At 73.7% G+C, this 21357-nt stretch carries 21 protein-coding genes; 4 read left to right on the top strand and 17 right to left on the bottom strand.

What is annotated here, in order from left to right; genetic code table 11:
- Nucleotides 1–5: 5 nt before the first annotated feature.
- The gene (gene pepN / locus C569_RS0118695; RefSeq protein WP_018787302.1) at nucleotides 6–2522 is read right to left on the bottom strand and encodes an aminopeptidase N; all 2517 of its coding nucleotides are present in this window, start codon (nucleotides 2520–2522) and stop codon (nucleotides 6–8) included.
- 66 nt (nucleotides 2523–2588) lie between these two features.
- On the opposite strand from pepN, the gene C569_RS0118690 reads away from it, so the two are divergent.
- Nucleotides 2589–2807 (top strand): DUF397 domain-containing protein, encoded by a 219-nt coding sequence (locus C569_RS0118690; protein WP_013287999.1) that lies wholly within the window; start codon nucleotides 2589–2591, stop codon nucleotides 2805–2807.
- 7 nt (nucleotides 2808–2814) lie between these two features.
- On the opposite strand, the gene C569_RS0118685 is transcribed toward C569_RS0118690, so the two are convergent.
- Entirely contained in the window at nucleotides 2815–3201 is a 387-nt protein-coding gene (locus C569_RS0118685) for a hypothetical protein (RefSeq protein WP_018787301.1), read from the bottom strand.
- A gap of 238 nt (nucleotides 3202–3439) precedes the next feature.
- Here C569_RS0118685 and C569_RS0118680 point away from each other — a divergent pair, with 238 nt between their 5' ends.
- Nucleotides 3440–4705 (top strand): cytochrome P450, encoded by a 1266-nt coding sequence (locus tag C569_RS0118680; RefSeq protein WP_018787300.1) that lies wholly within the window; start codon nucleotides 3440–3442, stop codon nucleotides 4703–4705.
- A 21-nt stretch (nucleotides 4706–4726) separates the two neighbouring features.
- Here the strand turns inward: C569_RS0118680 and C569_RS0118675 are convergent, their stop codons facing one another.
- Complete coding sequence (locus C569_RS0118675) at nucleotides 4727–5905, bottom strand: zinc-dependent alcohol dehydrogenase (protein ID WP_026268336.1); 1179 nt, start codon at nucleotides 5903–5905, stop codon at nucleotides 4727–4729.
- Nucleotides 5902–6540 carry a hypothetical protein gene (locus C569_RS0118670; protein WP_018787298.1) on the bottom strand — a complete coding sequence of 213 codons (639 nt, stop codon included), beginning with the start codon at nucleotides 6538–6540 and terminating at the stop codon, nucleotides 5902–5904. The genes C569_RS0118675 and C569_RS0118670 overlap by 4 nt, the downstream gene beginning before the upstream one ends.
- A gap of 123 nt (nucleotides 6541–6663) precedes the next feature.
- On the opposite strand from C569_RS0118670, the gene C569_RS0118665 reads away from it, so the two are divergent.
- Nucleotides 6664–7749, top strand: a complete 1086-nt coding sequence (locus tag C569_RS0118665) for a glycosyltransferase family 2 protein (RefSeq protein WP_018787297.1) — start codon at nucleotides 6664–6666, stop codon at nucleotides 7747–7749.
- Nucleotides 7750–7802: 53 nt separating this feature from the next.
- Here C569_RS0118665 and C569_RS0118660 read toward each other — a convergent pair whose 3' ends face one another.
- The 3 genes from C569_RS0118660 to C569_RS0118650 are packed head-to-tail and all read right to left on the bottom strand — an operon-like array spanning nucleotide 7803 to nucleotide 9647.
- The gene (locus C569_RS0118660; protein WP_018787296.1) at nucleotides 7803–8441 is read right to left on the bottom strand and encodes a DUF3618 domain-containing protein; all 639 of its coding nucleotides are present in this window, start codon (nucleotides 8439–8441) and stop codon (nucleotides 7803–7805) included.
- Nucleotides 8438–8890 (bottom strand): phage holin family protein, encoded by a 453-nt coding sequence (locus C569_RS0118655; RefSeq protein WP_018787295.1) that lies wholly within the window; start codon nucleotides 8888–8890, stop codon nucleotides 8438–8440. Before C569_RS0118655 ends, C569_RS0118660 begins: the two co-directional genes overlap by 4 nt.
- Nucleotides 8891–8921: 31 nt before the next feature.
- Nucleotides 8922–9647: a hypothetical protein gene (locus tag C569_RS0118650; RefSeq protein WP_018787294.1), complete on the bottom strand. Its 726-nt coding sequence runs from the start codon at nucleotides 9645–9647 to the stop codon at nucleotides 8922–8924.
- A gap of 265 nt (nucleotides 9648–9912) precedes the next feature.
- On the opposite strand from C569_RS0118650, the gene C569_RS0118645 reads away from it, so the two are divergent.
- A complete protein-coding gene (locus C569_RS0118645) occupies nucleotides 9913–10377 on the top strand; it encodes a DUF4383 domain-containing protein (RefSeq protein WP_026268334.1) in 465 nt (154 codons plus the stop codon).
- A 101-nt stretch (nucleotides 10378–10478) separates the two neighbouring features.
- Here the strand turns inward: C569_RS0118645 and C569_RS0118640 are convergent, their stop codons facing one another.
- The 10 genes from C569_RS0118640 to C569_RS0118595 all read right to left on the bottom strand — a co-directional run bounded on the left by C569_RS0118640 (nucleotide 10479) and on the right by C569_RS0118595 (nucleotide 21315).
- A complete protein-coding gene (locus tag C569_RS0118640) occupies nucleotides 10479–10928 on the bottom strand; it encodes a GNAT family N-acetyltransferase (RefSeq protein WP_018787292.1) in 450 nt (149 codons plus the stop codon).
- Between the two features lie 59 nt (nucleotides 10929–10987).
- On the bottom strand, nucleotides 10988–12439 hold the full coding sequence (gene obgE, locus C569_RS0118635; protein ID WP_018787291.1) for a GTPase ObgE: 1452 nt from the start codon (nucleotides 12437–12439) through the stop codon (nucleotides 10988–10990).
- Nucleotides 12440–12529: 90 nt separating this feature from the next.
- Nucleotides 12530–12784, bottom strand: coding sequence for a 50S ribosomal protein L27 (gene rpmA / locus C569_RS0118630; RefSeq protein ID WP_013288010.1), 255 nt, complete (start codon nucleotides 12782–12784; stop codon nucleotides 12530–12532).
- Between the two features lie 11 nt (nucleotides 12785–12795).
- Entirely contained in the window at nucleotides 12796–13110 is a 315-nt protein-coding gene (gene rplU / locus C569_RS0118625) for a 50S ribosomal protein L21 (protein WP_018787289.1), read from the bottom strand.
- A gap of 303 nt (nucleotides 13111–13413) precedes the next feature.
- Nucleotides 13414–16746, bottom strand: coding sequence for an Rne/Rng family ribonuclease (locus C569_RS0118620; RefSeq protein ID WP_018787288.1), 3333 nt, complete (start codon nucleotides 16744–16746; stop codon nucleotides 13414–13416).
- 130 nt (nucleotides 16747–16876) lie between these two features.
- Nucleotides 16877–17596, bottom strand: a complete 720-nt coding sequence (locus C569_RS0118615; protein WP_081635974.1) for a TIGR03936 family radical SAM-associated protein — start codon at nucleotides 17594–17596, stop codon at nucleotides 16877–16879.
- Between the two features lie 190 nt (nucleotides 17597–17786).
- Entirely contained in the window at nucleotides 17787–17921 is a 135-nt protein-coding gene (locus C569_RS34770) for a hypothetical protein (RefSeq protein ID WP_018787286.1), read from the bottom strand.
- 59 nt (nucleotides 17922–17980) lie between these two features.
- Entirely contained in the window at nucleotides 17981–19360 is a 1380-nt protein-coding gene (mycP, locus tag C569_RS30575) for a type VII secretion-associated serine protease mycosin (protein ID WP_081635973.1), read from the bottom strand.
- Between the two features lie 10 nt (nucleotides 19361–19370).
- On the bottom strand, nucleotides 19371–20864 hold the full coding sequence (locus C569_RS0118600) for a hypothetical protein (RefSeq protein ID WP_026268332.1): 1494 nt from the start codon (nucleotides 20862–20864) through the stop codon (nucleotides 19371–19373).
- Nucleotides 20865–20877: 13 nt separating this feature from the next.
- On the bottom strand, nucleotides 20878–21315 hold the full coding sequence (locus C569_RS0118595; protein WP_018787285.1) for a hypothetical protein: 438 nt from the start codon (nucleotides 21313–21315) through the stop codon (nucleotides 20878–20880).
- Nucleotides 21316–21357: the final 42 nt, after the last annotated feature.

Below are 21357 nucleotides of genomic sequence, written 5' to 3'. Positions count from 1 at the left end.
CCCGGTCAGGCCGACGTGGCCGCCACCGCCGTCCGGGCCACGAGCGCCCGGCGCATGTCGTCGTCCAGGTCGGTCACCCACCGCCGCAGGCCGGGCGTGAGGTCGTCGCGGGCCAGCAGCGCCGCGGCCATCTCCCGGGTGGGCTGCGCCACGGCATAGCGGGGGTACGCGGCGACGGTGACCGCGTCGGCCACCCACGCGGTACGCAGACGCGCCGCCGCCGGCATGTCGGTGAAGTAGCGATCCACGTACCCGGCGGTCAGCTCGGCCTGCTCGGGCTGCCAGAAGCCCTCTGCGGTCGCCTCGACCAGGCGGTTCGACAGTTCGGTGCTGCGGGTGACGATCTCCCAGGCGGCGCGCTTCGCGTCGGCGCCGGGCAACGCGGCCCGGCACGCGGCGGCCTGCTCGGCGCCAGTGGCGCTGCGGTCGGCGCCGGCCTCGGCGTCGATCTCCGGCGAGCCGGCCGCGCCGAGCACCACGAGCCGGCGCAGCACCGCCCAGCGCAGGTCGGCGTCGACCGCCAGGCCCGGCGGGACGCCCTCGCCGGCCAGCCAGCCGGTCAGCATCGCGGTGTCGGTGGTGGCGCCGATCAGACCACGCGCGGCGGCGAGCTGCAACGAGCCGCCCGACGGTGCCGGGTCGAGCAGCGCCGCGCAGGCGGTCGCGACCCGCAGCAACGCCGCGTCACGGGCGAGCGGGTCGAGGTAGCGGTCGATCAGCCGGCGGCTGAGCGACAGGACGTCCTCGACGATCGTCACCTCGGTCTCGGCGGGCAGCGCCGCCCCGATCAGCTCGGCGAGCGCGCCGGCCGGCCGTTCCCCGTCGGTTACCGCGTCCAGCGTCTCGGCCCAGAGCAGCGCCCGGGCCAGCGAATCGTCCAGGCCCGGAAGCAGCAGCGGCACCGCGTCCGCCGAGGCCGGGTCGAGCCGGACCTTCGCGAACGTCAGGTCACCGGCGTTCGGCAGCACGAGCCCAGTGGCGGGCCGCCCGACCAGCTCCGGCAGCGGCGTACGGCCGCCGTCGGCGTCCGGGTCGAGGTCGACCTCGAACCGGTACGCCGGGCCGTCCGCGGTGTGGTGGGCCACCCCGATGCGGTGCGGCCGCAGCACCGGGTGGCTCGCCGGGGCGGTCTGCACGATCGCCACGTCGGTCCACCGCCCGTCGGCGTCCACAGCGGTGTCCACCCGCAGCGTGTTCACCTGCGCGCGGCGCAGCCAGCGCTCCGCCCAGCCGTCCAGGTCGCGGCCGCTCGCCCCGCCGAGGGCGGCCAGCAGGTCGGCGAGCGTGGCGTTGCCGAACCGGTGCGCCGCGAAATGGGCGTTCAGCCCGGCCAGGAACGCCTCGTCACCGAGCCAGGCGACGAGCTGGCGCAGGACACTGGCGCCCTTGGCGTACGAGATGCCGTCGAAGTTGAGCAGCGCCTGGGCGGCGTCTGCCACCTCCTGCGGGGCCACCGGATGGGTGGAAGGGCGCTGGTCGGCGGTGTAGCCCCAGGCCTTGCGGCGGCTCGCGAACGTGGTCCACGCCTGGTCGAACCGGGTCGCCTCGGCGGTGACCCGGGTGCCCAGGTATTCGGCGAAGGACTCGTTGAGCCACAGGTCGTCCCACCAGCTCATGGTGACCAGGTCACCGAACCACATGTGCGCCATCTCGTGGGCGATGGTGGTGGCGCGCAGCTCCCGCTGGGTGTCGGTGACCGCGGAGCGGAACACGTAGTCGTCGCGGATCGTGACCAGGCCCGGGTTCTCCATCGCGCCGGCGTTGAACTCGGGCACGAACGCCTGGTCGTACTTGCCGAACGGATAGCGCTCGGCGAACAGCTCGTGGAAGCGGTCGAAGCACTGCCGGGTGACGGTGAAGATCTCGTCGGCGTCGGCGTCCAGGTGGGCGGCGAGCGAACGCCTGCAGTAGAGGCCGAGCGGGATGCCGTCGTGCTCGGCGCGCAGCACGTGCCAGGGCCCCGCGATCAGCGAGACGAAGTAGGTGGCCAGCGGCTCGGTGGGGGCGAACTCCCAGCGGCCGGGCGCGGGCCGCTCGGCGAGCTGCCCGTTGGCGGCGACAGTCCACTCCGGCGGCACGGTGACCGTCAGCGTCACCGGGGCCTTCAGGTCGGGCTGGTCGAACGCGGCGAAGATGCGCGGCCCGTCGTCCAGGAAGGACATCGCGTAGAGGTAGGTCTCGCCGTCGGCCGGGTCGACGAAGCGGTGCAGCCCCTCGCCGGTGTTGGAGTAGGCCATCTCGGCCTCGACGGTGAGCGTGTTGGTCCCGGCCAGGCCGGTCAGCGGCAGCCGGTCGCCGGCGAGCAGGGCCGGGTCGAGGTCGCGGTCGTTGAGGCGGGCAGCGACGAGTCGGCGCGGCTTGACGTCGACGAAGGTCTCGGCACCGGGGGTGGCCCGGAACCGGATGGTGACGGCGGAGCGGAACCGCTCGGCGTCGCCGGTCAGGTCGAGGTCCACATCGTAGGACTCGACGACGATCGACGCGCCGCGCGCGGTCGCCTCTGCACGGGTGAGGCTCGGCATCCGCTTATCCTGCCCGATGAGGTCCGCTCGGGCCTTCTCGTTACGCATGGCAATGGAGGAGCAGCGATGGGTCAGCACCCCAAGGGCGATTTCGACCTCTCCCGGGCGGTTTGGCAGCGGGCCGAGGGCGACACCTCCGAGGGAGCGGTCGAAGTGGCATTCGTCGACGACCTGATCGGCATGCGCAACTCCGCCGAGCCGGACGGGCCCGTGCTGGTCTTCACGCAGGCCGAGTGGGACGCGTTCGTCGCGGGCGCCCAGGACGGTGAGTTCGACCTGGACTGAGCGCGCCTCAGTCACCGTCGCCCCAGCCGAGGCCGCCCGGACCGGGCGCGTGGTGGAAGCCGGGGTGAACGGCCACGTCGGCACAGCGCTCGCCGTCGGGCCCGGCGGCGTCGCAGAACAGCCGCTCGGCGCGGTGCCAGGCGTCCGCCGGGGACAGCGCCGCCGCGCCGAGCGCCAGCTCCGGGCGGAGCAGTCCGAGCGCTTCGGCGTACGCCACGGCGTGCTCACGCGCGACGGCGGGATCGGCGGCCGCGAAGCCCAGGTGCACGGTGAAGTGCCGCGGTGGGCGGGGTGCGGAGCGCCGCGGCCCGCCGATCAGCGGCCCGTCGCGGCCGTCGCCGCGCAGCCGGGCCGGCGCCTCGCGGTGCCGTCGTGCCGCCCTGTCGTCACGCATCGGTGCCCTCCCCCGTCGCCGGTGTCGCCCGCCGGACGTCGCGCCGGCGGGCGGCGGACCGGTCGCCGCCGGTCCGCGGAACCGAGCCAACCAGCTTTTCCGCGCCCGGGGAGGGGCCAGCGGCCACCCGCGTGGCCGGCCCCTCCCCCGAGCGGCCGGAGCTGCTGGAATGGAGGATTCGGCCGCGCCGACCCGGGTAGGTAGGCAGCGCCGCCGAACCGCGTCAGGAGCAGCCCAGATGAGCACCATGCCGAGCGACCGGACCCCGGACAGTACGCTGGCGTTCCTTCGGGAGGGCTACCGCTTCGTCGGCGACCGCTGCGACCGCCTCGGCACCGACGTCTTCCAGACCCGGCTGCTGCTGGAGCCGACGATCTGCCTGCGCGGCCGGGAGGCCGCCGAACTGTTCTACGACGAGGAGCGGTTCGTCCGGCGCGGCGCCATGCCGGTGCGCGGGCAACGCACGCTCACCGGCGTCGGCGGCGTGCAGGGCCTCGACGGACAGGCTCACCTGGTCCGCAAGGCGATGTTCATGTCGATCATGACCCCGACCGCGATCCGCCGCCTCGGGAAGATCTTCGACGAGCAGTGGCGGGCCCAGCTCCAGGTCTGGGCGGGCAGCGGCCCGGTGGCGCTCTACGACGAGGTGGGCCGGATCCTGACCCGGACGGTCTGGGCCTGGGCCGGGGTGCCGCTGGCCGAGGCCGACGTGCCGCGCCGCACCGCCGAGATGCACGCGATGATCGAGGCGCCGGCCGCAGTGGGCCCCCGGCACTGGCGCGGACGGCTCGGCCGCCGGCACGCGCAACGCTGGGCCGGCGAACTGATCGAGCGGGTACGCGCGGGCGCGGTGCCCGCCCCGGAGGGCAGCGCGCTGGCGGTCGTGGCCGGGTACCGGGACGAACGGGGCCTGCCGCTGCCCCGCCGGATCGCCGCGGTGGAGCTGCTGAACGTGCTGCGTCCCACCGTCGCGCTGGACCGGTACGTGGTCTTCGCCGCGCTGGCGCTGCACGACCACCCGCACTGGCGGGACCGGCTACCCGGCGACGACGCCGCGACCGAGCAGTTCGTGCAGGAGGTACGGCGCTACTACCCGTTCTTCCCGGTCGCCGCGGCCCGGGTGCGCCGCTCGTTCCGGTGGCGGGGGTACGCGTTCCCACAGGGCCGGCGGGTGCTGCTCGACCTGTACGGCACGAACCACCACCCCGACGTGTGGCCCGAGCCCGAACGGTTCCGCCCGGAGCGCTTCGCCGGGTGGCGGGACGACCCGTTCGGCCTGGTCCCGCAGGGCGGCGGCGACCACTACACCGGCCACCGCTGCGCCGGAGAATGGATCACGATCGAGCTGATGAAGCGGGCGGTGACGAACCTGACCGGCGCGATGACCTACCGCGTACCGCCGCAGGACCTGGCGCTCGACCTCGGCGCCATGCCGGCGTTGCCGCCCGGCGGGCTGGTGCTCGACGGGATACGACCGGCCGAGGGGGTACGCCCGCCGCGCTGACTCGGGCGCACCCCCGCGTGCTCACGCGGCCTGCGGGTGCAGCACGGTACGCAGGCAGCCGTCCTCCTTCTTCTCGAAGATCTCGTAGCCCCGGGCGCCCTGTTCCAGCGACATCGGATGGGTGGCCAGGTAGCCGGGGTCGATCTCGCCGGCTGCGACCCGGTCCAGCAGCATCGGGATGTAACGCTGGGCGTGCATCTGTCCCATCCGCAGCACCAGGGCCTTGTTCATGGCCGCGCCGAGCGGAAACTTGTCCACCAGGCCGCCGTACACGCCGACGATGCTCACCGTGCCGCCCTTGCGAGCCGCCATGATCGCCTGCCGGACGGAGGTGGGCCGGTCGGTCTGCGCGCGTACCGTCTGCTTGGCCTTGTCGTACGCGTAGACCGGGCCGACGTCGTGCGACTCCATGCCGACGGCCTCGATGCAGGCGTCCGGGCCGCGCCCGGCGGTCATCTCCCGCAGCGCCTCCAGCACGTCGGTCTCGGCGTAGTTGATCGTCTCCACGCCGAGGCGCTGCGCCGCGGTGGCGAGCCGCTCCGGCAGCCGGTCGATGACAACGACCCGCTCGGCACCGAGGATCTGCGCGGACCGGGCCGCCATCTGACCGACGCCACCGGCGCCCCAGACCGCTACCACCTCGCCGCCCTTGAGGTCGCAGAAGTCGGCGGCCATCCAGCCGGTCGGCATCGCGTCGGAGGCGAACACGACGGAGTCGTCCGGCACCCCGTCCGGCACTGTGAACGCGCCGACGTCGCCGAACGGCACCCGGATGTACTCGGCGTGGCTGCCCGAGTAGCCGCCGGCCGCGTGCGAGTAGCCGAGGATGCCGGCGGGCGAGTGACCCCACAGCTTCTCGGTGAAGACCGGCTGCGGGTTGGAGTTGTCGCAGAGCGAGAACTGCTCGGTGCGGCAGTACCAGCACGAGCCGCAGGCCACCACCGACCCGACCACGACCCGGTCGCCGACGGAGATCCGGCGCACGTCCGGGCCGGTCTCGACCACCTCGCCCATGAACTCGTGGCCGAGGATGTCACCCTCACGCATCGCCGGCAGGTAGCCGTTGATCAGGTGCAGGTCGGAGCCGCAGACGCTGCTCGCGCGGACCTTGACGATGATGTCGCCGCCGGACCTGACGGTCGGCTCCGGCACGTCCCGCACCGCCAGCTTGCCGACCCCCTCCCAGCACAACGCCCTCACGGCCGTCCTCCCGCCATCAGCTTCTCGCGTACCTTGTCCGTCGCCCGTTCCTGCCGTGGGCTGCGGCCGGACGGGTCGTGCCGGGTGTCGAGCACCTGCCCGGTCTCGACCAGTGACTTGATCCGGCGCAGCGTGGTGCGCAGCGCCAGGTCCGGGTCGCTGCCGCCGGCCAGGCCGACCACCCGCCGGATCGGTCCGGAGCGCCACCGCAGCTCGGCCCGGATCTCGGTGCCCCGGTCCTGCGGAGCGGCGGTCAGCTCGACCCGGCCGCGCTGGGCGACCGGCCCGTCGGTGACCCGCCAGCTCAACCGGCCCGGCCCGTCGACGGTGATCTCGGCCCGCCACCCGGTGCCGCCGCCGGCCGGGTCGGCCGCCACGCAGCGCCACCGGTTCGCGTCGATCTGCTCCAGCGTGGCCCACTCCGCCAGGCCACGGTCGAGCCGTTCCCGGTCGGCCCAGAAGCCGACCACCTCGTCCATCGGCCGGTCCACGGTGATCCCGCGGTGCACCACGTACCAGCCGTCCTCCCGGTCGGGCTGGTGCCGGTGCCGCCGCCGCGCCACCGTCCGGGTGACCCCGAGGGCGGTCACCGCGGCGGCGCCGGCCAGCGCCCATCTCGTCGCGTTGCTGGGCATCACGTCTCCTCCCGACTCGGACCGTCCGTATTCGGCTGCGCTACCCGGCGCAGCCCGCCCGAAACGGTTTCAGCAGCCGCATTCCGGGCAAGTCGCGTGACCCGACACGAGGGGGAGGGCGACGTGACCCGACCGACCGCCGCACAGCCGCGCGACGAGGGCGCCGCGTCCGCGCCGGTCCGGCTGCCGATGACGTACGTCCTGCCGCTTCGCGCCCACGACGACGACGGTCTGGACGAGCTGACCGGATACCTGCGCGAGCTGAGCCGCTGGGTCGACGTGGTGGTGGTCGACGGATCGCCGCCGGAGCTGTTCGCCCGGCACGCCGGCGCCTGGCGCGGGCTGGTGCGGCACGTGCCGCCGGACCCGGCCTTACACGGCCGCAACGGCAAGGTGCTCGGTGTGCTCACCGGCGTCGCGCTGGCCCGGCACGAGCACGTGGTGATCGCCGACGACGACGTCCGGTACGACCGCCCCGCCCTGTGCGCCGTGCACCAGATGCTGGACGGGGTGGACCTGGTCCGGCCGCAGAACCACTTCGACCCGCTGCCCTGGCATGCCTGGTGGGACACCGGCCGGACGCTGCTCGCCCGCACGTTCGGCGGCGACTGGCCGGGCACGCTCGCGGTACGGCGGAGCACGTTCCTGTCGATGGGCGGCTACGACCCCGACGTGCTCTTCGAGAACCTGGAACTGGTCCGGACCGTGCGCGCGTACGGCGGCAGCACCGCCACCCCGGCGTGGCTGTACGTGCGGCGGCTACCGCCGACCGCCGCGCACTTCCTCGGGCAGCGCGTCCGCCAGGCGTACGACGAGACGGCCCGTCCGGCGTGGCTGCTCGCCGCGCTGGCGGTGCTGCCCGCGGCGGCGGTCGCGCTCGCCACCGGCCGGCCCGGCCTGCTGCTGCGCGCCGGAGTGGCCACCGTCGCGGTGGCCGAGTTGGGCCGGCGACGGGCCGGTGGCACCCACATCTTCCCGGCGCACACGAGCCTGGCCGCGCCCGCCTGGGTGCTGGAACGTGGCCTGTGCGCCTGGCTGGCGGTGGCACGGCGGCTAGGCGGCGGGCTGCCCTACGCGGGAGCCCGGCTGCGGATGGCGGCCCACCCCTCACGGGTCCTGCGCCGGCGGATGACACGGCGCCGCCCCGACGATCTGGTGCTCTGGGTGGAGGCCGGGGCGATGCCCCCACCGCTGCGCGCCGAGGTGTAAGGAAGGGCCCCTTTTTATCGCCTGGGCGATAAAAAGGGGCCCTTCCTTACAGTTCAGGACCGCGCCTGCTCGGCGCTGTGCCGGACGTCGTGGGCGGCGGCGCGGCCGTCGTCCTTGACCGTGTACGCGGCGTCCTGCGCGGTGGCCTTCACCGACTCGGCGGCGTGCTGCGCCGGCTCGCGCAGCTCCTCCTTCAGCTCACCGGCGACCTCGCCCAGCTTCTCCTTCACCACCCCGCCGTGCTCGGCGGCCTTCTCCTTGACCTGCGCGGCGACCTGCTGCTCGCGGCGGGTGGCCGGGATCAGCGAGGAGACCAGCATGCCGACGCCGAAGGCGATCACCCCGGCGGCGATCGGGTTGCCCTCGGACTTCTGCCGCACCACCTGCGGCGCCCGGTGGGCGGCGTCGCTCACCGAGGCCGCGGCGGACTGCGCCTTGTCGCCCACCGAGGAGGCCATCGAGGAGGCGTGGTCGCCCACCGAGTGGGCGGCGTGGCCGGAGCTGTGGCCGAGGTCCGAAGCGGTTCCCATCACCTTGTCCTTCACGTTCGTCAGCGCGCTGCGGACGCGCTGCTTGCGGTCGTCGACGATGCGGCTCGGGCTGACCTTGTACGCCAGGGCGTCCACGTCCGAGCTGAGGTTGTTGCGGGTGGCTTCGATCTCGCGGCGGATCTGCTCGGGATCGGTGCTCATCGGGTGACTCCCTCCGGGTGCGGCTTGAGCGCGTCGGGGATGCGCTGCACGCTGTCGTTCGTCTGCTTCAGGCCGCGGATCCGCTCGGCGTTCTTCTTGCCCATCGAGTACAGGACCGCCGCGACCGCGGCCCAGATGACGGCCACGATCAGCGCGGCCAGCCCGGAGTCCATGACGTTGTCGAGGAACTGCCAGATCGCGATCGAGACGAAGAGCGCCACCATGTAGCCGCCGAAGCCGGCGCCGCCGAACAGGCCGGCGGCCTTCCCCGCCTTCTTGCCCTCCTGGCGGATCTCGGCCTTGGCCAGTTCCACCTCCTGGCGCATCAGCGTGGACAGGTCGGTGGTGACCTGGCGCATCAGGTCGCCGAGCGAACTGCCGCGCACCTCGTCGGCGTGGGGCGGGGCGCCCGCCGCCTGGTAGCCGGGGTCCTGCGTGGGTACGGTCATGCCGTCGCCTCCCTTCTGCCGGTGCGGCCGGTCACGGGCGGGGAGCGCCGGTCGACGGGACGCCCGGCAGCGGGTCGGTGCGCTCCGGCGGGGGCAGCGGCTGGCCGGTGCCGCCCGCCGGGTCGGCCCAGGTGTTCGGGGCGCCGCCACCCGGGTAGGTCGCGCCCGGCGCGGAGTAGCCCGGGTCCGGCTCGGCGTAGCTGCCCGGCGTCGGGTCGAGGTAGCCGCCCGGCGGCACCTGGTCCGGCACCTCACGGGCGGTCGGGATGACGGCGGTGCGGTCCGGGTCGTACGCCGGCCGCGCAGTGCTGTCGTCGCCGAGCGCGGTGATGTTGCGGGTGAGCCGCCCGGCGACCACGCCGAGCAGCGCCGCGCCGACGAGGAACGTGCCCGGGTTGCGGCGGGCGTAGGTCTTCACCTCGTTGAGCAGGTCGCCCGGCTCGCGCTGCTCCAGCCACCCGGCCACGCCGTGCACGCGCTCGGCCGCCTGGTGGGCCAGCTCGGTGACCGGCCCGGAGCCGCCACCCTGCTGCGCCATGGTGCGCATCTCGTCGGCGAGCGACCGCAGTCCGCTCGCGGCGCGCTGCTGCTGCTGACCGGCCTGCGCGGTGACCTGGCCGCGGGCCTCGCCGTAGAGGTCGCGGGCCTGCCGCTTGGCCTCGCCCACCACCTCCCGGCCCTGCTCCTTGGCGGTCTGCGCGACCGCGCCGCCCGCGTGTGCGGCGTCGGAGCCGACCTGGCGCGCCTGGTCACGCACGCCGCCACCGTTCGTCGACTGGTACGTCGCAGACGTGGGGGAAAGATCCTGAGTCATGGTGTCCCTTCCGCTCGTGTGTTCCCAGCGGGTGTCGTCGGGGGGTCACGCGGATCGTTTCCGCGTGACAACTGCCCTACCCCAGGCCGGTCGGTCCATTCCTGATTCGTGATTTCTCTGCGGGACCGACCCGCTCCGGTCAGAGAATGGAATGCCCGCCCGCCCGGGCGGCGGCCAGTTCACGGGGGTGACGGGGATGGCACGTGACGTGCGCGAACACGCGTCTGCCCGGCCTGCGGTGCAGAAGGTCGCCCTCGCGGCGGCGGCCCTCTTCACACTCCTCGGCGTGCTCGGCTTCGTGCCCGGCGTCACCACCCACTACGGCGAGATGACGTTCGCCGGGCACCACTCCGAGGCGAAGCTGCTCGGGGTGTTCCAGGTGTCGGTGCTGCACAACCTGCTGCACCTGTCGTTCGGGCTGGTCGGCCTGGTGATGGCCCGGCGGCTGGGCGGGGCGCGGGTGTTCCTGACCGGCGGCGGCGCGCTCTACCTGATGCTGTGGCTGTACGGCTTCGCCATCGACCGGGACACCTCGATGAACTTCGTGCCGGTCAACGACGCCGACAACTGGCTGCACCTGTTCCTCGGCTTCGGCATGCTTGCCGCCGGCCTGCTGCTCAACAACAACCTCGGCACCGGCACCCGGGTGGAGGCTCCCTTCGATCGCCCATGACCAGGCACGACCCGCCGATCCGGAGTTTGCGCCCGGCCGGCACAGTCAGGCCGGGGGCAACGGCGATCGGGGCGAGGAGGTCAGGCGATGGTGTTCGAGCGTCAGGCCGCCACCGGCAGCCGCTTGGCGAAGCAGACGCTGTACGGGTTGTCCACGTACTCGCCGTAGACCGGGATCGGCTCGTAACCGCTGGACCGGTAGAGCCCGATCGCGGCCGGCAGGTAGATGCCCGTCTCCAGGCACACCGTCCGGTGCCCCTGCTGGAACGCCAGCTCCTCCAGCGCCACCAGCAGCTGCCGGGCGATGCCCCGCCCCCGGTACGCCGGCCGCACGTACATCCGCTTCAGCTCGCCGGTGTCGGCGTCGAGCGCCTGGAGGCCGCCGCAGCCGACCGCCCGGCCGCCCACCACGACGGCCAGATAGTGGATGTCGGTGTGCACGACTGTGACCTGCCCGTCCAACCCGCCGTCCGCGTCGCGCAGCTCACGCTGCTGGGCGACGACGAGCGCGGCGATCTCCGGATCGGTGGCGGGGCGGGACTCGATCAACATGCCCGTACGTTAGATCAGCCGGATTTCGCGCAGGTTTCCCACCATCGACCCACAAACGGCTACTCGGCGTCCGCTTCCGCCGCGGGCGCGGCCTCGACCTCGTCCTCCGGCCGGACCCGACGGGCCTTGCGGGCCGCCAGCCGGTCGGACGCCGACGGGCGGTTCGACTTCTCCTCCAGCCGTACGTCGGTGCCCCGGTTACCGGGCACGAAGTCGGCACCGGCGTAGAGCGTCGGCTGCCAGTCGAACTCCCGGTCGCCGATGCGCACCAGGTCACCGGCCTGCGCACCGGCCTTCGCGAGCTTCTCCTCGACGCCGAGGCGGGCCAGCCGGTCGGCCAGGTAACCCACCGCCTCGTCGTTGTCGAAGTTGGTCTGCTTGACCCAGCGCTCCGGCCGGCTGCCGCGCACCGTGTACGACCCGTCCGGCTCGGCCTCGATGGTGAAGCCGGCGTCGTCGACCGCCTTCGGGCGGATCACCACCCGGGTCGGCTCGGCCGGCGGGGCGGCGCGACGGCCCTGGTCGACCAGCTCCGCCATCGCGTACGTCAGCTCGCGCAGGCCCTCCCGGGTGGCGGCCGAGACGTCGAACACGCGCAGGCCACGCGCCTCCAGGTCGGGGCGGACGATGTCGGCGAGGTCCTTGCCGTCCGGCACGTCGACCTTGTTGAGCGCGACCAGCCGGGGCCGGTCGGCCAAGCCGCCGTACTGGGACAGCTCCGACTCGATGGCGTCGATGTCGGCGAGCGGGTCGCGGCCGGGCTCCAGCGTCGCGGTGTCGATCACGTGCACCAGCACGGCGCAGCGCTCGACGTGGCGGAGGAACTCCAGGCCCAGGCCCTTGCCGCTGGCCGCACCAGGGATCAGGCCCGGTACGTCGGCGACGGTGAAGGTGTGGTTGTCCACCCGGACCACGCCCAGGTTGGGCACCAGCGTGGTGAACGGGTAGTCGGCGATCTTCGGCTTGGCCGCGGAGATCACCGAGATCAGCGACGACTTGCCGGCCGACGGGAAGCCGACCAGGCCCACGTCGGCGACGCTCTTGAGTTCCAGCACCACGTCCAGCCGGTCGCCGGGCTCGCCCAGCTCGGCGAAGCCCGGTGCCTTGCGGCGGGCGTTGGCAAGCGAGGCGTTGCCGCGCCCGCCCCGGCCGCCCCGGGCCGCCTCGAACGTGGTGCCGACGCCGACCATGTCGGCCAGCACCTCGCCGTCGAGGCTCTGCACCACGGTGCCGTTCGGCACCTTGATGACCAGGTCACGCCCGTTGGCGCCGTCCCGGTTCGAGCCGGCGCCACCCTTGCCGTTCTCGGCCTTCAGGTGCGGCCGGAAGTGGAAGTCGAGCAGCGTGGTGACCTGCGGGTCGACCACCAGTGACACGCTGCCGCCGTGGCCGCCGTTGCCGCCGTCCGGCCCGCCGAACGGCTTGAACTTCTCCCGGTGGATCGAGACACAGCCGTGCCCGCCGTCGCCGGCCTGCATGTGCAGGACGACCCGGTCAACGAACGTCGTCACGACGCCAATCCTTCCAGCGGGGTCCGCCCCGCACGGGGAAAAGCGAAGCGGGCCGGGACTCGAGGTCCGCGGCCCGCAACGCTTTCGGAACTACTGCTGCGGCACGATGCTGACGGTCTTGCGACCGCGCTTGGTGCCGAACTGCACCGAGCCGGCGGCCAGCGCGAACAGCGTGTCGTCGCCGCCACGGCCGACCAGGTCACCGGGGTGGAACTTGGTGCCACGCTGACGGATGAGGATCTCACCCGCGCTGACGACCTGACCACCGAAGCGCTTCACGCCGAGTCGCTGGGCCGCGGAGTCACGGCCGTTACGCGAGCTGGACGCACCCTTTTTGTGAGCCATTGGAGGACGACCTACTTCCCGCTGGAGATGCCGGTCACCTTGACCTGGGTCAGCGGCTGGCGGTGACCCTGGCGCTTGTGGTAGCCGGTCTTGTTCTTGAACTTGTGGATCCGGATCTTCGGGCCCTTGGTGTGCGCGGCGATCTCGCCGGACACCGCGACCTTGGCGAGCTTCGCCGCGTCGGTCACCAGGTCGTCACCGTCGACGAGGAGCACCGCGGTGAGCTTCACCGCGTCGCCGGGGGCACCGGCGAGCTTCTCGACCTCGATCACGTCGCCCTCGGCGACCTTGTACTGCTTGCCGCCGGTCTTGACGATCGCGTACATCGGAGGCGGACTCCCTGTCGTTGAGGCTACTGGCGTCTATTCCACCGCTGTCGGCTGTCACACCGTTCGCGGTCGTTCCCACGGCGTCTCGCCGGGAGCCGTGACACCGGCAGCGCGGGCACGCGGGAACTCGGCCCACCAAAAGTGCGCCGCAGGCAAGCGTACGCCATACCCGCCCCGCCCCCCAAACCGGGCTGCCGGTCGGTGCCTCTGCGCCCGGATCGGCGGGCACGACAGGGCCCCCGCTCCGCCGGGAAGAGGCGGGGCGAGGGCCCGGTTCGCGCAGGTCAGCGCGTCAAGACCTCACGGCCGGGTACGCCGCCGGGCGCCGCCGCGGCGTGCCCGCCGGCGCGGAGCGCCGCTGTCGTCGTCGTTGTCCCCGTCACCGATCGCGTCCGGGTCGTCGGCGGCGGCCAGCCGGGCCGACTTGCCCTCCTGGCTGTCCGCGACCGCCGGGGCGGCGGGCGTGTCCGTCTCGAACCGGGACAGGTCGTAGCCCTGGGTGTCGTAGTAGTCGTCGTCGTTCTCGACCACCTCGGCGACGGTCCGCTCCGGCATGACCGGCGCGGCCGGCGGCTCGACCTGCGCAGCCGGCTGCTCCGGCGCGGCGGCCTCGGCCGCGGGCTTCTCCGCGGCGGCCTTGCGGCCCCGGCGGCGGCCGGTCTTCTCCTCGGCCGGCGCGGCGACCGCCGAGGCGACCGCCTTGACCTTCTCCCCCGCCCCGGCGCGCGGCTTCTCCGGCACCGGCTCGGTGTGGATGATCACGCCCCGGCCCTTGCAGCACTCGCAGGTCTCGCTGAACGCCTCCAGCAGGCCCGCGCCGATGCGCTTGCGGGTCATCTGCACCAGGCCGAGTGAGGTGATCTCGGTGACCTGGTGCTTCGTACGGTCCCGGCCGAGGCACTCGGTGAGCCGGCGCAGCACCAGCTCCCGGTTCGACTCCAGCACCATGTCGATGAAGTCGATCACCACGATGCCGCCGAGGTCACGCAGCCGGAGCTGGCGCACGATCTCCTCGGCCGCCTCCAGGTTGTTGCGGGTGACGGTCTCCTCCAGGTTGCCCCCGGAGCCGGTGTACTTGCCGGTGTTCACGTCGACGACAGTCATCGCCTCGGTGCGGTCGATCACCAGCGAGCCGCCCGAGGGGAGGAAGACCTTCCGGTCCAGCCCCTTGAGGATCTGCTCGTCGATCCGGTACTCGGCGAACACGTCCGCCACCCCGGCGTGCCGGCGCAGCCGCGCCACCAGGTCCGGCGACACGTGCGACAGGTACGACTCGACCAGGTTGTACGCGGGCTCGCCCTCGATGACCAGCTCGCGGAAGTCCTCGTTGAAGAGGTCCCGGACCACCCGGATGACCAGGTCCGGCTCCTCGTAGAGCAGCACCGGCGCGCCACCCTCGGTCGCCTTGGCCTGGATGTCCTCCCACTGCGCCTGGAGCCGCTTGACGTCACGCGCCAGCTCGTCCTCGCTGGCGCCCTCGGCCGCGGTCCGGACGATCACCCCGGCGCCGTCCGGCACCAGCTTCTTCAGCACGTCCCGCAGCCGCTTGCGCTCGGTGTCGGGCAGCTTGCGGCTGATCCCGGAGGCGTTGCCGTTGGGCACGTAGACCAGGTGCCGGCCGGAGAGCGCGATGTGGCTGGTCAGCCGCGCGCCCTTGTGCCCGATCGGGTCCTTGGTCACCTGCACCAGCACCGAGTCGCCCGAGCGCAGCGCCTGCTCGATCGAGCGGGCCCGGCCCTCCAGGCCGGTGGCGTCCCAGTTGACCTCGCCGGCGTACAGGACCGCGTTGCGCCCGCGCCCGATGTCGACGAAGGCCGCCTCCATGCTCGGCAGGACGTTCTGGACCTTGCCCAGGTAGACGTTGCCGGCCATGGTGCCGGACGAGTTCCGCGTGACGTAGTGCTCCACGAGCACGCCGTCCTCGAGCACGGCGATCTGGGTGCGGTCGCCGCGCTGGCGGACCACCATCACCCGGTCCACCGCCTCGCGACGGGCCAGGAACTCCGACTCGCTCAGGATCGGCGGCCGCGTACGCCGCTGCTCGCGGCCGTCCCGGCGGCGCTGCCGCTTGGCCTCCAGCCGGGTCGAGCCGGAGACGCCCTGCACCTCGTCGACCGGCTTGCGCGGCTCACGGATCTTGACGACGGTCGGCACGCCGTCCTCGGCGGCGGTGTCCGCCTCCCCGGCGCCCCGGCGGCGACGACGGCGACGGCGGCGGGTCATCCCCTCGCCCTCGTCCTCCTCGTCCTCCGCAGGCTCCTCGGCCTCGCCCTCGGCGGCCTCGGCCGCGGCGGCGGGCTCCTCGACGTCCTCGTCGTCGGCCTCGTCCGCGCCGCCCTTGCCCCGGCCCCGGCCCCGGCGGCCCCGGCGACGGCGACGGCGGCCCGCGGCCGTCTCGTCGTCCTCGTCCCCCTCGGCAGGCTCCTCGGCCTCGGCGGTGGGCTCCTCCTCGGCGGCCTCCGGCTCGGCCTCGGCCTCGACCTCGACCGGCTCGACCTCACGGCGGCCGCGACGGCGACGCCGGCCGGTCTCGACCGTTTCCTCGATCGGCTCCTCGGCGGCCGGGTACGTCACCTGGACGGCCGGCGCCTCGTCGGGCTGCGGCGCCATGAACAGGACAGTCGGCGCGGAGAGCGCGGCCCGACGCCGGCGGCTCGTGGCCGGCGGCGTCTCGGCCGGCTCCTCGGCCGCGCGCGGCACGGCGGCGCCCGTCGCGTCCGCCGGGCCGCCGCGGGCCAGGTTGACCTCTTCGGTACGCGCAGCCGCGGCGCTCGCGTCCGCAACCGCCTCGGCGTCCTCGTCCTCGACGTCCGCGCCGGTGGTCTCGACGATGCCAGACGGGCCGGCGGTGCTCGCCGTGCCGGCGGCCTTGTTGCCGCGGGTGGTGGCCCTGCGCCGGCCGGTGGGGGCCTGCGCGGCGGTCCCGGCGGCGGCACCCGCGGTCTCCGCGATCCCTGCGCTCTCCGCGGCGGCGGCTTCGCCGGGTGCGGCGGCCTCGCCGCCGTCGATGTCGGCGCGTCCCTCGGCGATCAGGTCGCCCCCGGGCGCGGAGACCGGTCCGTCGATCACGCCGTCCGCGAACGCCTGCCCCGCGGCGGCGGTCTCCTCCGGCGCGACGTTCTCGGCAGCCGGCGGCGTGGCCTTGCGACGACGGGTCCGGGTCACCTTGACCGGCGGCACGACCTCCTCCGAGGCGGCCTCCACACCGGCCGCGGCCACCGGCTCCTCGACCGCCTTCGCCGGGGTCGCCTTGCGACGCCGCCGGGTGGTCTTCGGCGCGGTGTCCAGTTCGCCGGCCACCGGCGCGAGCACCTCGGCCTGCGGCGACTCACCGCTGCCGGTGACCGTCGTGGACGCCTCGACCGGCGCATCGGTCTGCTCCGGCTGGTTCAGCGGGGCGGCCCTGCGGCGGCTGGCCCGCTTACGGGCCGGCGGCTTGGTCTCGGCGACACCCTCCGCGACGGTGCCGCCTTCCGCGGTGGTGCCTTCCGCGGTGGTGCCGGAGGCGGCACCCTCGGTGCCGGCAGAGGTCGCACTCGCGGCGCTGCCGGAGGCGGTGGTCGCGCTGTCGGCGGTCGTCCCGGCCGGCTCTGCGCCGGTCCGTTCGCCGCCCTCGGGCTCGTTCTCGAGCATGGACGTTCTCCAGTTCTGGCCGCCCCGGGCGCGGGTGAGCGCTGCCACGCAGGGTTGCCGCAAAGGTGTTTCCGCCGGGCGCGCAAACGCGCGACCGCCGAAGTCTGCCTGCCAGAGCGTTGACCGACGGTCAGCGCTCTCCGATGGTTGCCCCGTCGCGATCCGCTTCCAACGGATCGACGATCTCGCCCTGCGCGGTCAGCGTGCCCTGCGCCAGCCGGATCACCTTCGGGGTGACCGGCGGCTCCAGGGCGGCCACCGCGCGGAGGCCGGACAGGACGTCATCGGGCCGAACGGACGGGGTGACCTGCCGCACGACCAGTTCGAGTATCGCACACGGTACGGCCGCCGCCCCGGAAGGCGTCTCAGCCGGAGCCATGGCATCGATCGTCACCACTGCCGCGCGGGCGTCGAACGTACGCCGCCCCTGCTTGGTCATCCGCTCGACCTGGATCTCCTCGGCGGCGGTGAAGGCCGCCACAGCCTCCGCGAGCACCTTCGGATCGACCTCGGGCAGCTCGATCCGCCAGTACGACGCCTCGATCCGGTCCGCCAGGCTGCCGCCGGTGGCCTCCACCGCGTCGAGCACGTCGAGTCCGGGCGAGAGCGCGGCGTCGAGCGCCGCACGCAGCCCCGCCGGATCGACCGGCTCACGGAGCCCGATCTCCAAATACTCGGCCTCGCTCGCCACTCCCGTCGGGGCGGCCGAGGCGTACGAGATCTTCGGGTGCGGGGTGAACCCCTGGGAGAAGGCGATCGGCACGCCGGCCCGGCGCAGCGCACGCTCGAAGGCCCGGGCGAAGTCGCGGTGCGAGGTGAAGCGCAGCGGCCCACGCTTGGCGTACCGGATACGGACCCGCTGGACGACGGGGGCCTGGCCGCCCTCGGGTTGAGGCTTTCTGGCGATCGTTAGCTCCTCGGCTGTGCCTGCGTATCTGTCTCATCCTGACGCAGCACCCGCCGCGCCCCACACCCGGGGCCACCCACCCCACCCCAAAACCACCCAAACCCCAGCCCTTCCAGGCACTCAGGTGGGGCCCTCACGTGATGATCAAGGGCTTGACGTCCGGATCCGCCTCACCCCGATCCACAAACCCCTTGATCACCGGGCACGGCGAGGCGGGGTCAGGCAGCCGGACGATCATGAGGTTGACGGTGCGATTGGAGATCGACATCGCCGTCAATTTCATGATCGACCGGGTGGTGGGTGGGTCTGCGGGAGTCGACGGGTGGGTCAGGTGCGGGTGTCGTGGGGTGGGGTGGGCCGCTGGGGTGGGGGTGGGTAGGCGCCCGGGTGGGGCGGGGTGACCGGGTGGGCGTGGACGCCGGGTGACGGGTGGCTGCCGGGCGGGCCGTACCCTGAAGGCGGGGCGGCGGGATAGCCGGCCGGGACCAGCGGGCCCTGCCCACCGCCGTCCATCCGGTCCAGCGCCTCGTCCGGGATCGAGCCGGCCTCGGCCAGCTCGCGCCGGTGACGGCGACGGTTCCAGATCAGGAACACCACGAGCGCCAGCAGCACCACGAGTGCCACGGCGATGCCGATGCCGATCACCATGACCTGCTGGTCGGTGGGGCCACCCCGGTCGCCGTGCTTCGTCACGTCGAAGTTGTCGTCCTCGGCGGCAGCCGGCGGCACGGACGCGCTCGGCGCCGCGGCTCCGAGCAGCGGGTTCGCCGACACCGACGGCACATCGGCGGTGAGCGCCGCCACCGGGTCGATCCGGCCGAAGCCGAACCGCGGGTCGCGGCCGGGCGGGCCGGAGTCCCGGGCGGTACGGATGATCCGGTTGATCACGTCGGGCGCGGAGAGCCGCGAAAACTTCGACCGGATCAGCGCCGCCACACCGGCGACGATGGCGCTGGAGTCGGAGGTGCCGTCGCCCCAGCCGTACCCCCGGTCGGGGCCGATGTTGTAGACCTCGTCCCCGGGCGCGGCGATCACCGCTTCCGGGCCCTGGGCCGACCCGGACCAGAAGCCGCCGCCCCGCGTCGTGCCGGTCACCGCGATCACGCCGGGGATCTTGGCGGGCGCGGCGATGTCGGGGCCGAGTTTGCGGACGTTGCCGGCGGCGGCCACCACGACCACGTCGCGCTCCAGCGCGTACCGGATCGCGGCCTCCTCGCCCTCGTCGATGGCTCCGGCGTGCCCGTAGGACAGGTTGAGCACCTTCGCGCCGCCGTCGACAGCCATCCGGATTCCGGTCGCGGAGTGGCCCGGATCGCCGATCTCGGCCGCCGGCTTGCGGATCGGCAGGATCCGGGCGTCCGGCGCGACGCCTGTCACACCGGCTCCGTTCGCAGCGATGATCCCGGCCATGTGGGTGCCGTGACCGTCCGGGTCGCGCCGGCCGTCGCCGGAGCCGGAGGTGCTCCGGCCGGCCAGGAGCTGACCGCGCAGGTCCGGGTGGTCGGCGTCGGCGCCGGTGTCGACGACTCCGACCACGACACCGCGCCCCGTGGAGATCTGATGCGCCCGGTCGATCCGCAGCTCGTCGAGATACCACTGCTCGGACCGGCGCGGCGCGCCGACCGCGGGCTGCGCGGCCCCCAGCACCATCAGCCCGGCCGCCAGCGCGGCCACCACCGGCCGGAGCGCGCCGACGTGCACCCTCATCCGTCCGTCCTCATCGCAGGATGCCCGGGGACGCACCGTCACCGGCGCCCCACGGATCGTCGTCCTCAGTCAACCACGACGAGTGGTCGCCACCACCGCCGCCATGCCCGGCGCCGCCGTGGCCACCCATCATCCCGCCGCCCATCATGCCCGCGCCGGCCAGGCCGCCACGCGCACCGCCCGCGCCGCCCGTGCCGCCCGGCCCCGCGCCCGCCGCCGCGCGCAGCGCACCTGCCGCGCTGGTCAGCGGGGGCACCTTGCCGTTGCCGCCGCCGACCATGCCGGGCAGCGCGCCCACGCCCATGCCACCCGCGGCGCCGAGGCCACCGCCACCGATGCCGCCCGCGGAACCCAGTCCGGCGCCACCGCCACCGCCGCCGAAGCCGGCGCCGCCGGTGCTCAGTCCGGCACCACCGCCGAGGGTGCTGCCCGGGCCGCCCGGGGTGATCGTGCCCGGACCGCCCGCGCCGGCCAGGCCGCTGCCGTACTCGGGGCTGACGGAACCCGGGGCGCCGGCGCCGGGCACGCCGGTGCCCGGCGGGGTGTACGAGCCGCCGCCGGGACCGCCGCCACCCAGCTCGGGCACGCCCGTGGTCGGCGGGGGCGTGAACGAGCCGCCGCCGGTCACGCCGGCACCACCGCCGCCGATACCGGTGCTGCCCAGCGAGGGCATCCCGCCACCGCCACCGCCACCGCCGATGCCGCCGCCACCGCCGCCCGGCAGCCCGCCGCCGGGCACTCCGGACGGGGGTACGCGGGTGTCCGGGCGGTAGCCGTCGTCCAGACCCCCCTCAGGCATCGGTACGGCCAGCTTGGGGCGTTCGGCCTCGACCGCGGCCGGCAACGGCGACATCGCCGCGTTGGCCGCCTTCTGGTTGTCGTTGTACCAGTTGTCGAGGTGCGACTTGGTGTCCCACCAGCCGCCGCGCTTCTGGTCGCTGGCGTTGCCGTCGATCTTCATGGTGGCTTCGAGGTCGTCGGCCTTGTCGCGGAACGCGCCGTCGGCGTACAGCGCCTGGTTGCTCTGGTAGTCGCTGCGCAGGGCGGCGAGGAAGCCGGACTGGCTCTCACCGTCGCGCGCGTCGTCCAGCTCGGTGCCGCCGGGCAGGCTCCACTCGTTCCAGCCGAAGTTGTCCATCAGCGGGATCGGAATGCTCGCCACCGTCTTGCGGATGTCACCCTCGATCCGCGTCAGCGCGCCACTGACGTTGCTGGCGTACGTGCCGAGTTCCTCGATCTGCTTGCCGATGTCGCCGAGGTGCTCGCGGTACGCGTCGCCGCCGCTGCCCGTCCAGCCGGCAAGCATCCCGGGGAGGCCGCCGGTGTGCGGGCGCTCCTGCCCGGCCGCGACCGGGCCGACGAACGAGCGACCGACGAGCGAGTCGCGCAGGTGGCCGAGCGCGGTGGCGAGGTTCTCCCAGCCCGCGCCGACCGATCCGACGGTTTCCGGGTCCGCCGAGAGCGTCACCTCACGGACGCAGCGCTCCCAGGTGCCTGCTGCCATGACCGTCTCCCCCTCAGGCCGTGTACGGGTAGGTGGGCTGCTGCCCGGCGTCCGGCGGCGGGGCCGCGGACTCCAGCAGCCGCTCGATGTCCCTACCGTTGGCCGCGTTGCGGGCCTCGGCGTCGCGGAACGCCTTGGCGATGTCCTGTGTGCCCTGCTTCAGGCCGGCCAGCTTCAGGGAGATGGCCTTCAGGTGAGCCTCCATGCTGGCCGTCGACGTGGTCAGCGCCTGCCACTGCATCCGGGCGTCCTCGTACGCGCCGAACGGCGTGCCGTTGGGCACCGTCTGCGCGTTGCCGCTGTCGCCCTTCATCCGCTCCTTGATGCGCTCCATCTCCCATGAGATGGTGTCCTCGACGTACTGCTTGAGGCGCTCGATGTATTCGGCCGCCGCATCCAGGTCCTCGACGCTGACGTGCAGATCGCCGGTGTCCGGCGGATTGATGCCCATCCTGACTGTCCTCCCCGCTGCCGGCCCCGGCCGGTCCACTAC

Origin of the sequence: Micromonospora sp. CNB394 (assembly GCF_000374985.1) — a bacterium.
Lineage (GTDB): Bacteria > Actinomycetota > Actinomycetes > Mycobacteriales > Micromonosporaceae > Micromonospora > Micromonospora marina.
This window is presented reverse-complemented; position numbering and strand designations above follow the sequence as displayed.

Coding starts and splice junctions, on each gene's coding strand:
- C569_RS0118680 (WP_018787300.1), top strand. CDS start 3,440: ATGAGCACCATGCCGAGCGACCGGACCCCGGACAGTACGCTGGCGTTC.
- C569_RS0118600 (WP_026268332.1), bottom strand. CDS start 20,864: ATGGCAGCAGGCACCTGGGAGCGCTGCGTCCGTGAGGTGACGCTCTCG.
- C569_RS0118640 (WP_018787292.1), bottom strand. CDS start 10,928: ATGTTGATCGAGTCCCGCCCCGCCACCGATCCGGAGATCGCCGCGCTC.
- mycP (WP_081635973.1), bottom strand. CDS start 19,360: ATGAGGGTGCACGTCGGCGCGCTCCGGCCGGTGGTGGCCGCGCTGGCG.
- C569_RS0118660 (WP_018787296.1), bottom strand. CDS start 8,441: ATGAGCACCGATCCCGAGCAGATCCGCCGCGAGATCGAAGCCACCCGC.
- C569_RS34770 (WP_018787286.1), bottom strand. CDS start 17,921: ATGTCGATCTCCAATCGCACCGTCAACCTCATGATCGTCCGGCTGCCT.
- rplU (WP_018787289.1), bottom strand. CDS start 13,110: ATGTACGCGATCGTCAAGACCGGCGGCAAGCAGTACAAGGTCGCCGAG.
- C569_RS0118670 (WP_018787298.1), bottom strand. CDS start 6,540: ATGCCCAGCAACGCGACGAGATGGGCGCTGGCCGGCGCCGCCGCGGTG.
- C569_RS0118620 (WP_018787288.1), bottom strand. CDS start 16,746: ATGCTCGAGAACGAGCCCGAGGGCGGCGAACGGACCGGCGCAGAGCCG.
- rpmA (WP_013288010.1), bottom strand. CDS start 12,784: ATGGCTCACAAAAAGGGTGCGTCCAGCTCGCGTAACGGCCGTGACTCC.
- C569_RS0118690 (WP_013287999.1), top strand. CDS start 2,589: ATGGGTCAGCACCCCAAGGGCGATTTCGACCTCTCCCGGGCGGTTTGG.
- pepN (WP_018787302.1), bottom strand. CDS start 2,522: ATGCCGAGCCTCACCCGTGCAGAGGCGACCGCGCGCGGCGCGTCGATC.
- C569_RS0118655 (WP_018787295.1), bottom strand. CDS start 8,890: ATGACCGTACCCACGCAGGACCCCGGCTACCAGGCGGCGGGCGCCCCG.
- C569_RS0118595 (WP_018787285.1), bottom strand. CDS start 21,315: ATGGGCATCAATCCGCCGGACACCGGCGATCTGCACGTCAGCGTCGAG.
- C569_RS0118685 (WP_018787301.1), bottom strand. CDS start 3,201: ATGCGTGACGACAGGGCGGCACGACGGCACCGCGAGGCGCCGGCCCGG.